Raw genomic sequence first — 12188 nt, 5'->3', positions numbered from 1 at the left:
TAATTCGATCCGCTGAATCGTGAGAAGAACCAAGACCAAATGAATCGCAACCCGCAATTGATTTGGCAAGTTGATCTCAAGGAGATTCATGATGACTCGATTCTGTGTTCCCTCTCGTTCAATTAGCACGATCGCCAGCCTCGGATTGATTACACTCGCAGGAATTGCTAGTCCTGCACTGGCTGTGATTGATTGCGATAAAACCCCAGATGCCCCTTTATGCACTGGTGAACCGAGACCCAGACCCAAGCCCAAACCCGTTCCTGCCCCAGTTCCGCCTTCTCCCATCGTGCAACAAGTTTTAGCTCGATCCGGTCAAATCCAACAAACGATCGATACAGCTTGGAGCGAATTTGGCAAAGGCGTACTGGCGCAGCAAATCAAAGATGAGCTGGATGGAAAACGCGTTGGCAAAATCATCAAAACCATTCACCTGAAAAATGTCTCAGTCAATCTGCGAGATCTCGCGGTCAAAGAGGTGAAAGCTGGTCCAGGAGCGAATCAAATTAGTGTACGTCTCGTTGCTCCTCGGAATAATGTCAACGCTTCTGCGAATGTGTTTGCATTACCTGATCCGTCGTATCGTGTGTTTTTCGATTTAGAGCTAGACCTAACGCTGAGTTTGGATAACTCTAGTAGTCCAATTCGAGTTGATACGTTCAATGCTCGATCGACCAATCTCGATGTGCGCGGTTCCAATCTCGTCGGCACGGTGACTCAATCGATCGGAGACTTCTTCACTGGGGGTGGCTTTAGCCGCAATATTACTGCTCGCGCGACTCAAAGCATTACGAAAGAACAGTTGGCAGCCAATATTCGAGCGATCGCTGATCGCTTCAGTGTGTTCGCTGGATTGTAATTCTTTCGCTTAAAAAATGAGGTTCTTCTCCTGGTACCGGAGAGAACCTCATTTTCTCAGCTTCTCAAAACTGATCTACGACTCTGGCTCTTGTTTCTCATGCTCCGTGGCTTCATACGCCACTTCTTCTTCGATCACCTCATCGGCTGTAACTGCCGAATCAGAAACGCCAGCCACTTCTACAGGAGAAATCACCGTTGGTGTTTCAGCGATCGTGTCTTCCTCAAATCCGAAATCATCATCTTCATCCGTCACAACTTCAGTCGGAGTTGCAGGAATTGCTGATTCAACCGGAGTTGCAGGAGGAGTTGATTCAACCGGAGTTGCAGGAGTTGTCGATTCTTCGCGAAACTCTTTGCGAACGTAGACTTCTTTATTTTTCTCAGGCTTCTTAAATAAACCAGCGACCGCGCCGCCTACTGCCCCGATCGTTCCCATCACATCCGGCTTACCCACTTCAGGATTGGGATTCCCAAAATCCTCGCGGGTCAAAGGCTGATAGGGTTCGGCTGTGGTCGTCGTTTGCTCTCCTCGATTCAACAAGGATTGCGCGCGATCTTTCACCGTTGAGAACAGTTGTTTTCCTTGCTCGACTGCTTTCGCCGTCTTTTCCGAGTTGAGTGCTTCTGTAAATTTTGCTTGCAATTCAGCAGTCGAAGGCGTGTAGCCCAATCGAGAAGTCAGCGATTGATAGCCAAACCACCCAATCAGCGTCACACTTGCCATCTGTCCTAACAACACCCCCCCGGTAATACGATCGGCACAAATCCAAAGCACCAATGCGTAAAACAATCCCACTCCTGCCAGAGTTAGATCGCCTTTACGATAAATTTCTGGGTAAAAAAACGCGGACATGTAAAGCCCGAAGCTACCCAATGCAACGAATAACGCTAAAAGAAATGTCAGCATTTTGCTGCCCTCAACTCGGAAAAACTACATTAAATGTACTCTGAAGCGCCAGAGTACACAGGTAGGGTTAACAGAACTGCACTAAGCGAGAATTTGATCATCGAGTGAGAAATCAATCTCTTTGCGATCGCGTCCAGTCTTTAAGTAGTCGTTCTGGAAAGAGTCTTTCAGCCCTGAAATCAGATCAAACTCCGGTGTCCAATTGAGTTCGGTGATCGCCTTGTGCACATCTGCAAAGAAATGTTGCGTCCGCATCGGAAAGGCTTTTTTCTTGCCAAAGTCAAACGATTTTGGATCGTAATGCACGATTTTAAGACTGCCTGGATCTTTGCCAACCGCTGTTGCACAAGCTCGCGCCAATCCATCAAAAGTGACTTCTCGTGTACCTGACACGTTATAGATTTGTCCGATCGCGGTTTGATTCCCTAGCACCTTCGCCATTGCCGCCGCCAAATCTTTCACATGTCCAAATTGGGTGAAATGTTGTCCATGTCCAGGAATCGGAACTGGACGATCGCGCACAATGCGATCGAAGAACCACGCTTCCAAATCGTTATAATTTTGCGGCCCATAGATGTAAGTCGGACGAATCGACGTGAACGGAATTCCAGCATCCGCCAAATAAGATTCGGTGTCATGTTTGCCTTTATGCCGACTCTTCGGATCGACGGCATCGCCTTCGACATGGGGCATTTGATCGGATTTGAGATAGACTCCCGCCGAACTCATATAGACAAAATGTTGAATCCGCCCTTTAAACAGTTCGGCTAAAGGCTGAGTATCACTGAGTTCCCGCCCATTATTGTCAAACACGGCATCAAAATCGAGGCTTGCCAACTGTTTCAAATCATCTGCATTCGTGCGATCGCCCGTCACTTGCTTTACGCCTTCGACTGGAGCGGGCTTATTGCCTCGATTGAACAGAGTCACATCATGCCCTTGCTGCACCAAAAGCTGGGTGAGATAGACTCCGATAAACCGAGTCCCACCCATAATTAGAATTCGCATCGCGATCGCGCCTAATTTACAACAAGTTTTATCTTAGGGCGATTGGGGGAGTGGGGGAATGGGGAATTTCTGCATTCGCTGCTGTGCTGTTCGATTACGATCGCTGGAATAGCTTTGTCAGAAAAGCGAGGGGTTTTCCCCAAGGATTCGGATCATCACTGATAGACTTCGGAACAACATCCCTGCACAGGTCTTGGTATTGCTTGCCATTTGGATTGTATTTAAGATAACCATCGAGCCACTGACACCCTTGCTGTTGCAAGTCATCTAAGTCGAAATTCCAGAGAATAGCTGCTCCATCTTCACCCGCAGAAGCAAGCAGAAGATGACTCGGATTTGGACTGAAACTGATACTCTTGATCGGGCTGTTCTGCCCTTTCAAGGTACTCAGCATTTGTCCGTCTAGATTCCACAATCGGATCGTCTTGTCTTCACTCCCCGTCGCGATCGTCTTGCCATCAGGACTAAAGCTCACACTGTTCACAGAACCACTATGCCCTTTGAAAGTTCTAAGAAGTTGCCCGTCCAAATTCCATAATCTTGCTGTCTTGTCACCACTACTTGTCACAAGCAGCTTGCTATCAGGACTAAAGCTCACACTTTCCACAGACCAGTCATGACCTTTAAAGGTTTTGAGAACTTGCCCATCCAAATTCCACAACTTTACAGTCTTGTCATAGCTACCTGTGGCAAGCATTTTACCGTTGGAACTGAAGCTCACACTTTTTACAGACTCATCGTGTCCCTTAAAGGTTTTGAGAACTTGCCCATCTAAATTCCACAACTTTACGGTCTTATCGTCACTGCCTGTCGCGATCGTTTGACCATCTGGACTAAAGCTCACACTGGTCACAGTATAATCATGCCCCTTCAAGGTTTTAAGTTCTTGCCCTTCTCGATTCCAGAGTTTGACTGTATCGTCATAGCTAGCTGTCGCGATCGTTGTACCGTCCGGACTAAACCTGATAAACACGACACCGGACATATGTCCTTTGAGGGTTCTGAGAACTTGCCCGTTTCTATTCCATAGCTTGACTGTGTTGTCCTGACTACTCGTTGCGATCGTCTGACCATCGGGACTAAAACTCACACTATGTAAGCGGTCATCATGCCCTTTGAGAGTTTTCAGCCCTTGACCTTCAATGCTCCATACTCTTGCTGTACCATCATTACTGCTTGTCGCGATCGTTTTGCTATCAGGACTAAAGCTGAGACTCAGCACATACTCTTTATGTCCATTGAATACACCCAGTTCTTGCCCCTCAATGCTCCACAATTGAGCAGCATTCTCACTCGCGCCAGCAATCATCTTGCCATCGGGGCTAAAGCTCACACTAGAGATTCCCCGACCCAGCCCATTGAGCGTTCTCAGGACTCGACCTTCAAGGCTCCACAGCTTAACCGTATTGTCACTACTGCCTGTGGCAAGAATTTTACCGTCAGGGCTAAAACTTATACTATGTACAGTACCACTATGACCTTTGAGTGTTTTAAGGAGTTGTCCATCTTTACTCCACAGTTTCACTGTTTTATCATTGCTGCCTGTCGCAATTGTTTGACCATCAGGACTAAAACTCACACTGAAGACAGGGTTGCTATGACCCTTGAGCGTTTTGAGTAATTGCCCATCTCTGCTCCAGAGCTTGATTGTATTGTCAAAACCGCCTGTTGCGATCGTTTTACCATCAGGGCTGAAACTCACGCTGTTGACATAAGATTCGTGCCCTTCAAACGTTTTGAGTAATTGTCCATTCAAATTCCAGAGTTTAGCTGTGTTATCCCAACTTGCAGTCGCGATCGTTTGACCATCGGGACTAAAACTCACACTATGGACAAAGCCAGTATGTCCTTCAAGGGTCTTGAGTAATTGACCATCTTTGCTCCAGAGTTTGGCTGTATTGTCTCCACTGCCAGTCGCGATCGTGTTGCCATCGGGGCTAAAACTCACACTATTGACAGCAAGGCTATGTCCTTCCAGTCGCGTGCGTTCCTTCACCCCGTAAATTAACTGGTGCAGCGTTGTCGCAACCTGCATTGCTGTATTGTCGATCTGAAGGTTTGCTTGTTTGATCTGTTGTCCTGCCTTCAGCCCTGCGAGTAAAGCTTCAATCTCCAGATGAGATGAGAACAGATTTAACGCGCTGAGGCTTTGAGCATTTAACTCCGCATTGACTTTTCGCTCGATCGCTTCTTGTCGCTGTTGAAAGGCAACCCCCGCAGATCCTAATGCTAGTAACGCGAATGTTCCGACCCCAGTCAAAAATGCTTGTTGCCGTCTCGCTTCTTTGCGCCGTTGCTTGCGCTCTGCCTCACGGCTTGCATTCACATACTGTCCCTGTCGTTCGGTCGGTTGCGGGTGCTTTCCTGTCCCGCGCAGCAATGCGGTTTCTGCGGCTTCTAAATCTGCTCCTCGTAACAAATAGCTCTCGTTGCGCTGATGTTGCTCCCACTCGATCGCTCTAACTTCCAAGCGAGTATGCGATTTCACGTACTCTAAATCCGTCTCGATCGCAGTTGTTAACTGCTGAAACCCACGATCGAAGTCATCCGATTCTCGAAAAAACAGCCAGTTATGTCTTGCGAGTGCCGGATGAGTTTGCCCAAAGCCTTCGCGATACACAATCGGCACAAGTCGCTTGTTATGTTTGACCGCATGATTGATTTCACGAGTGCAGACTTCTGACGCGATCGAATCTGGACTCAAGATAAACACAAAGGTCGCAGTCCCTTCAATTCCACGCTCAATCTCCTGCCACCAATCTGCGGTCAGTGGAATATCCTGCCAATCCACCCAAGTTTCGCGTCCTTGGTCTTTCAGCGCATTGTGCAGCCGCTCCACAAAGAGCTTATCTTTCCGAGAATAGGAGATAAAAACATCAGTCATGGCAGCAAAAGCGGTTTTCTGCTTGGATAAAAAAGATACTAAATTCTACTTGCGTTTTACGGAGATGCTCGAAGCATTTTTAGGTCAGCGATCGAGTGTAGTAGGGAGTGGAGTGATGGAGAAACGATAGAGTACTACAAGCCGTCTTTTGAATCCAAGCTACGCCTGTTTTAGAGTTGGAACGACCTGTGAACGTGCAGTTTATGAAGATTGGTGTTTCTCTGTTTGGACTTTCGATCGCGTCTTGTTTGATGGCTCAACGTGTAGCGGCGCAGGAAACGCAGCCGATTACGATTCAGTTTCGCGGCATGGCGGGGCAGCAAGTTTTTCGATGCGATGCCGCTTACTCGCTTGGGACACCTGCGATTTCTGTTAACCCAACTGATTTTCGGTTCTATGTCTCGGAAGCCGCATTGATTGATGCTCAGGGTCGCACAGTGCCCGTTACCCTCACACAAGATCAGAAATGGCAGTATCAGAATGTGGCATTGATCGATTTTGAAAACAAATCTGGCATGTGTTCTAATGGCACGATCGACACCAACGATCGCATTGTTGGCACAGTTCCAAAAGGAACTTACAAAGGCGTAAAGTTTACTTTAGGAGTGCCGTTTAATCTCAATCACAATGATGCTGCGATCGCGCCTTCTCCGCTGAATCTGACTTCGCTCTGGTGGAATTGGCGAGCGGGCTACAAATTCGCTCGAATTGACTTCACGCCTGCGATGTCAGCACATTCCAAGCATGATGCTCCAGGTAAAACGCCTGCCCATCATCGCGATCGGGCTGGATTTATCATTCACTTGGGAAGTACTGGCTGTATGGGTGGAGCACAAAAACCAGAAAGCTGCAAAAATCCCAATACTTCAACGATTACTTTGAATAATTTCAATCCAGAACAAGATGCAATTGCTGCCGACATCATGGCGCTCGTTGCCAATACAAATCTTGCAAAAAATCAGCCTGAAACACCACTCGGCTGCATGTCTGATCCAAAAGACGGCGATTGTGCTGGAGTGATGAGAAACTTCGGTTTACCTTGGAACGGACAACCTGCCCGTCAAACCTTCTTTCGTGTTGCTCCGAAACAATGAAGCGCTTTCTCACGTTAATCGTTCTGGCAGTTCTCTCATTCTGCTTGTCTGTGGGATTGAGTTCGGCTCTTGCAACCGAGCGCTATCAATGGAATCTGCCGGATTGGACACCCACGCCTATTGTCCCGGCAGATAATCCCATGAGCAATGCCAAGGTTGAGCTAGGACGGCACTTGTTTTATGAAAAACGCTTGTCGATTACAGGTGAGTTTTCTTGTGCAACGTGTCATGAACAATCGAGAGCATTCACCGAGAAGAAATCTGTCTCGATCGGAGCAACAGGGGATTCTCATCCTCGCAATGCGATGAGCTTAACCAATGTTGCCTACAATTCGGTACTCACTTGGGCAAATCCCAACTTGATCAATTTAGAAGATCAATTGCTCGTGCCCTTGTTTGGAGAGCATCCGATCGAGATGGGCATGGTCGGCAAAGAGCAAGAAATCCTAGCAATGTTGCAGAACGATCCGAAGTATTCCAAATTGTTCAAAGCTGCTTTTGATGGAGAGGTCAGCATTAAAAATTTGGCAAAAGCGATCGCAGCTTTCGAGCGCACGTTAGTATCATTCAATTCGCCTTACGATCAGTATCGATATGGAGGCAACGATCGCGCCATTTCAGATGCAGCAAAACGGGGTGCAGCCTTATTTGAAAGTGAACGGCTCGAATGTTTTCACTGTCACGGGGGAATCAATTTCTCGGATTCTGTAAAACATTCGCGTTTAGCTTTTCATGAGATTGCGTTTCACAATACTGGGCTTTACAACCTAGATGGAAAAGGCGCTTATCCAAGCAATAACACTGGAATTCAGGAAATCACACTCAAACCCTCTGATATGGGTCGATTCAAGGCTCCGAGCCTCCGCAATATTGCTTTGACTGCACCCTATATGCACGATGGCTCGATCGCATCTCTCGAAAAAGTAATTGAACATTACAAAGCAGGCGGACGAACGATTCATGCAGGCGCATTTGCCGGGATCGGCAGCGAGAATCCTTTCAAAAGTTCATTTGTTAAAGGGTTTCAATTGAGCGATCGAGAAAAGCAAGATCTCCTCGCTTTTCTGCAAAGCTTGACTGATGAATCGTTCATCCAAAATCCAGCGTTTAGCAATCCAAATTCCTGAGGATTGCAAATGAAAGACTTTATTCTGCTGCTCTCTCAACGATCCTGTTAAGAGAGCAGCAGAATATCTTTGACACTTCGAGTCAATCGTTACTTCTAGAAACTAAACTGGGTGCGAACATTTCCTACAAACACGGTCGGATTACTCTCGAAATTGTTCGCGTTAAAAATCGCATAGAACGAAGGCACGATCGCAATATTTCGCGTCAACGGATAGTAGTAAGACACTTCTAAATCGTACTGCGTTCCACCATCACCTCCACCTGACAGTAAAAATTCCCGACCATCAATGTAGTCATGTGGCATCACAAACGAAATCACGCCCAACGCCCCTTTCTTACCCAAATCCGGGAAACCCAATCCCGCTTGGAAAGATTGCACCTTCACATCACCACCCGCGCGCACAGGATTCACCGGATTGATGTTGGTACGTCCATAAGAATACCGCCCAAAAATTCCAAATCTCGGCGTAATCAACCAATCAAAGTTTGCAATAAACGCATCCGAAGTTGACTCTCGGACTCGCCCCCCAAATCCATCATCTGCAAAACCGTAAGGCAACGGTTCACCTGCTGAACCTCCTGCAAAGCCATTCGTCGGGTCAAGATTCGATCGTGTATACAAAAACCGGAAATTAAAGCTAGGACTCGGAGCATAAGCTAATTCAGCACTGAGCGTATTTGTGCCCTTGAATAGTCCTCTAGCCGGATTGCTCGAAGTATTGAACCCCGCAGCAGAGTTGAGAAATTCTGTATTCTCAGCTAAATAAGCTGCTGTGAGGCGTAGTTGTTTATTAATGTTCCAAGCAACGACCGCTCCCGAACCGCGATCGACTGCATTGGACAACGTACTTCCATTCGAGTTAAAGCTACTTGTCCCTGTCAAGTAAAAGGTAAACCGATTTTGATCAAAGTGGCGATAGAAGTTGACTCTCGGACCAACAACAACTCGAACTGCATCATTGAGCGGAAACGAGTAAAACAACTCACGAATTGCTAGTCCTGAATTCGGAGGCAATCCGGTTTGATCCAAGAAAGGAGTTCCCCAAGAGTTAAAAAAGCCCGAAGATACTAACTGATTGGCTGGGGAGTTGCCGTTTCCAGAAACAAGCTGAGTGACTAACTGATCTCGCCCTGTAAACGAAGTGGTTAAGTTTAAGAACGTATAGTAGCTAAATGTCGGATTTACATTGCGGCGCTGAACCCGCGAAGGCACTCCACCCGCTCCTCGCACAGGCGGCGCAAAAGCACTATTTCCCCCGCCTGCGGGATTTCGTTCTGCGGTGATATCTCCACTGGGAAAAGCGCCCGTGAGATTAAACCAGACATTCCCGGTGAGCTTTGTCGTGGTTGAGAATTGTTGTTTTTCGAGCGTCGTTACTTTTGCTTCTAAAGCATCGACTCGACCTCGTAACGTTGCAAGTTCTGCAGCAAATTCTTCCTGCAGTTTCTGTAGTCTTGCTAAATCTTCTTTCTTGACCAAATCGGCAGTTGCAGCCGCAATCAGTTCATTCACTCGATCGAGACACGCATTTAACCCGGCGGCAAACTCGTATCGCGTCAATGCCCGATTGCCGCGATAGGTTCGGTCAGGATAGCCTGCAATACATCCATATCGCTCAACCAAGGATTGCAGAGCTTGAAACGCCCAATCGGTCGGTCTCACGTCTGAAAGTTGCGAAACAGAAGTAACCTGACTCACGCTTGCAGGCACAGACTTCGATTCAGAAGTCTCAAGCTGGGAAAGAGGAGCAAAGCGCTGCATTCCATCCGCTGCTGGTTTTTGCTCGATCGCTGATTCTGCACTCACACTCGAAGCGAACCCAAGGCTCGCTATCCATGCAGCAGCCGGGGCTAACAGAAGCCGCTTATTCATAGATTTATTCACTCCACCACCACCCGGATCGTATCCGGTATACAGACTTATTACTGACCTAATAAATACAGCGAGCACAATTTAATCTTCTGTAGTGCTGTATACATACTTTTGCTGGAGAACAGCATTTCCTAACTTTCCGCCTCTGTCGTAAGTAAGGCTTCTAACTCTTGAATTTCTTGTACGACTCGCTCCTTACTCGCGATTAAGTGATACTGAATGGCTTGCATCGCGGCGAGAGCATCCCGCTGGCGAATCGCTTCTAAGACGCGGCGATGTTCCCCGCGAATTTCTAAAACATTCGGGTTATGCTCGATCGTTCTCAATCTCAGCAGCGCCATCTTATCGAACACCTGATCTAAAATCTGCACCAGCCACGTATTACTAGAACTCTCCGCAACTGAGCGATGAAATTGATAATCCAAATGCAAAAGCTGATACGGAGTGAGCGAATTTGCGGGAGTCAAACTTGCTTTTTCTGCTTGTTGCAAGGCGCTTTCAATGCATTGAATTTGCTCATCACTCGCAGTTCCACACGCCGCAGAAACCGATAATTGCTCTAGCGCAATCCGGCAATCATAGAGTTGGATTGCATCCTTGATCGATAACACTGCGACTCGCATCGCTCCCTGAGCATCAGTCGTCACCAAATGATCGCGTTGCAATAACCGCAGGGCTTCTCGAATCGGCGTTCGGCTCACTTGCAACTGGTCGGCAAGTTGGGTTTCAATCAAACGACAGCCAGCAGCCAGTTCCCCAGACAGAATCGCACTGCGCAACATTTGATAGGTCTGTTCATGAAGCAATTGAGCACGTTGGAGAGATTGACCAGACATCAGCACAATAGAGTCCTCGCTCTAAAAAACTTGATAAGCGATCGGGCAATATTTTCGACGCTAAACCACAAAAATTTACTTCGTAAACGTTGAAAGCGTGAATGGTCGAGTTTCTTCATCATTCATCTTTCAAACTGGCAGGAAAGGGAAGTATATAAAAATTTTTATATTAGTTTGGAAATCATCCAAGCGCTTAAGAAACTCTAAACCCAGTAACGAAAGATACAGAAAGCAGGATAGATGATCTCAATAATGCTCTAAGGGAAGTTTTGTATCCTGTATGCACTACAAGCCTTGTTATTTACGGGCTTCGTAAGAGCAGCGATGCTGTACTCAATCCGCAACGCCTTCACTCAGCGCGCTATCTTCCTAACCCTACAACCCATCTTATACATCTTTGCGGATTTTGCGGTTTCGCTGACATTTAACGCTGGAGAATGATTGTGAGTAAGATATCAAGACGTTTATCAAGCCTATCCTTAATTGCGGCATCGATCGTGGTTTTCGGAGGATGCGCCTCTCAGCCCACGGCTACGGCTCCAACAGGCAGTTCTGCTAACTCGGCTAGCCCTGCCGCCAATCAGCAAGGACTCAAAGCCGTTCGCGTGCAACTTTCGTTTTTGAAACAGAGCTTAGATGCTCCCTTGATTGTTGCCATGAACAAAGGCTACTTCGCTCAAGAAGGCTTGAATGTCTCCTATGAACGAGGATTCGGCAACGCAGACACCATTAGCAAACTCGGGACTGGAAAATTTGATCTGTCTTTCAGCGACATGTACAACGCGCTGGAATTCAATGAGAAAAACCCGAATGATAAAGTGATTGCGGTGGCGGTGACGCAGAGTAGAGCACCTTTTGCAATTTTGACCCTCAAGGAGAAAGGGATTAATTCTCCCAAAGACCTCGTTGGCAAGAAGCTAGGCGCACCCACCGGCGATGGGCCTCGCAAACTCTTTCCCGTGCTCGCCAAGGAAGTCGGCTTTGATCCCAAATCTGTAGAGTGGACGACCATGGAACCCCGACTTCGGGAAAGCTTTTTACTTCAAGGTCAAGTCGATGCGATCAGTGGATTCTCAACCTCTGCATTGCCCAGTCTGCTCAAAGGCGGCAAGAAGCTAGAGGACATCAATATTTTCTACTACAACGACAATGGCATGGACTTTTATGGCAACGCCATTTTAGCCAAAGCCAGCTTTGTCGAGCAAAATCCTGACACCGTGAGAGCATTCGTCAAAGCTTACATGCGTGGCTTGCAGGATGTGCTGAAAGACCCAACGGCAGGACTGGATGCGGTCATGGCATCAGATGATTCAAAGCTGATGGATCGCGAAGCTGAGAAGGTGCGACTACAAGTTGCCTTGGAGCGGATGTTTATCAGTCCTGAAGTGGAGCAAATCGGGCTAGGCAGTGTTGATCCGGCGCGGCTAGAGAAAACCTTGAAGCAAACCGCCGAAGGGTTTGGCTTAAAAACGACGCCATCTGTCGCAGATATTTATACCGACAAGTTCTTGCCCCCGAAAGAGCAGCGGACTTTGCCCAGCGATCGTAAACCGTTGTCCTAACCTCGTTCACACCAGGGCTGAACTGTTCAGCCCTT

At 47.5% G+C, this 12188-nt stretch carries 9 protein-coding genes; 4 read left to right on the top strand and 5 right to left on the bottom strand.

All coding sequences use genetic code 11. The annotated features are described in order from the left end of the window. Positions 1–88: 88 nt before the first annotated feature. Positions 89–859, top strand: a complete 771-nt coding sequence (locus tag LEPBO_RS0107365; protein ID WP_017286903.1) for a hypothetical protein — start codon at positions 89–91, stop codon at positions 857–859. Between the two features lie 75 nt (positions 860–934). On the opposite strand, the gene LEPBO_RS39840 is transcribed toward LEPBO_RS0107365, so the two are convergent. The 3 genes from LEPBO_RS39840 to LEPBO_RS36370 all read right to left on the bottom strand — a co-directional run bounded on the left by LEPBO_RS39840 (position 935) and on the right by LEPBO_RS36370 (position 5660). Continuing rightward, positions 935–1768, bottom strand: a complete 834-nt coding sequence (locus LEPBO_RS39840; protein ID WP_051077776.1) for a Ycf66 family protein — start codon at positions 1766–1768, stop codon at positions 935–937. A gap of 81 nt (positions 1769–1849) precedes the next feature. After that, a complete protein-coding gene (locus LEPBO_RS0107355; protein ID WP_026148475.1) occupies positions 1850–2776 on the bottom strand; it encodes an NAD-dependent epimerase/dehydratase family protein in 927 nt (308 codons plus the stop codon). A gap of 94 nt (positions 2777–2870) precedes the next feature. Then, on the bottom strand, positions 2871–5660 hold the full coding sequence (locus LEPBO_RS36370) for a WD40 domain-containing protein (RefSeq protein WP_017286900.1): 2790 nt from the start codon (positions 5658–5660) through the stop codon (positions 2871–2873). 188 nt (positions 5661–5848) lie between these two features. Here LEPBO_RS36370 and LEPBO_RS0107340 point away from each other — a divergent pair, with 188 nt between their 5' ends. Continuing rightward, the gene (locus LEPBO_RS0107340; protein WP_197693285.1) at positions 5849–6754 is read left to right on the top strand and encodes an MbnP family copper-binding protein; all 906 of its coding nucleotides are present in this window, start codon (positions 5849–5851) and stop codon (positions 6752–6754) included. Then, positions 6751–7881: a methanobactin export MATE transporter MbnM gene (locus LEPBO_RS0107335; RefSeq protein WP_017286897.1), complete on the top strand. Its 1131-nt coding sequence runs from the start codon at positions 6751–6753 to the stop codon at positions 7879–7881. The genes LEPBO_RS0107340 and LEPBO_RS0107335 overlap by 4 nt, the downstream gene beginning before the upstream one ends. A 95-nt stretch (positions 7882–7976) precedes the next feature. On the opposite strand, the gene LEPBO_RS0107330 is transcribed toward LEPBO_RS0107335, so the two are convergent. Together LEPBO_RS0107330 and LEPBO_RS0107325 are read right to left on the bottom strand one after the other, a co-directional pair. Continuing rightward, positions 7977–9755 carry an iron uptake porin gene (locus tag LEPBO_RS0107330; protein ID WP_017286896.1) on the bottom strand — a complete coding sequence of 593 codons (1779 nt, stop codon included), beginning with the start codon at positions 9753–9755 and terminating at the stop codon, positions 7977–7979. A gap of 131 nt (positions 9756–9886) precedes the next feature. Further along, positions 9887–10591 (bottom strand): GntR family transcriptional regulator, encoded by a 705-nt coding sequence (locus LEPBO_RS0107325; RefSeq protein WP_017286895.1) that lies wholly within the window; start codon positions 10589–10591, stop codon positions 9887–9889. Between the two features lie 443 nt (positions 10592–11034). Here LEPBO_RS0107325 and LEPBO_RS0107320 point away from each other — a divergent pair, with 443 nt between their 5' ends. Next, positions 11035–12153 carry an ABC transporter substrate-binding protein gene (locus LEPBO_RS0107320; RefSeq protein ID WP_026148474.1) on the top strand — a complete coding sequence of 373 codons (1119 nt, stop codon included), beginning with the start codon at positions 11035–11037 and terminating at the stop codon, positions 12151–12153. The last annotated feature ends 35 nt before the right edge of the window (positions 12154–12188 follow it).

Source organism: Leptolyngbya boryana PCC 6306, assembly GCF_000353285.1.
Classification (GTDB): Bacteria; Cyanobacteriota; Cyanobacteriia; order Leptolyngbyales; family Leptolyngbyaceae; genus Leptolyngbya; species Leptolyngbya boryana.
The sequence above is the reverse complement of the archived record's forward strand: the minus strand, read 5'-3'. Positions and strand labels throughout refer to the sequence as shown.

What these genes read in the sequence shown, in the direction of transcription:
- LEPBO_RS0107355 (WP_026148475.1), bottom strand. Translation starts at nt 2,776, where the DNA reads ATGCGAATTCTAATTATGGGTGGGACTCGGTTTATCGGAGTCTATCTC.
- LEPBO_RS0107325 (WP_017286895.1), bottom strand. Translation starts at nt 10,591, where the DNA reads ATGTCTGGTCAATCTCTCCAACGTGCTCAATTGCTTCATGAACAGACC.
- LEPBO_RS36370 (WP_017286900.1), bottom strand. Translation starts at nt 5,660, where the DNA reads ATGACTGATGTTTTTATCTCCTATTCTCGGAAAGATAAGCTCTTTGTG.
- LEPBO_RS0107335 (WP_017286897.1), top strand. Translation starts at nt 6,751, where the DNA reads ATGAAGCGCTTTCTCACGTTAATCGTTCTGGCAGTTCTCTCATTCTGC.
- LEPBO_RS39840 (WP_051077776.1), bottom strand. Translation starts at nt 1,768, where the DNA reads ATGCTGACATTTCTTTTAGCGTTATTCGTTGCATTGGGTAGCTTCGGG.
- LEPBO_RS0107330 (WP_017286896.1), bottom strand. Translation starts at nt 9,755, where the DNA reads ATGAATAAGCGGCTTCTGTTAGCCCCGGCTGCTGCATGGATAGCGAGC.
- LEPBO_RS0107365 (WP_017286903.1), top strand. Translation starts at nt 89, where the DNA reads ATGATGACTCGATTCTGTGTTCCCTCTCGTTCAATTAGCACGATCGCC.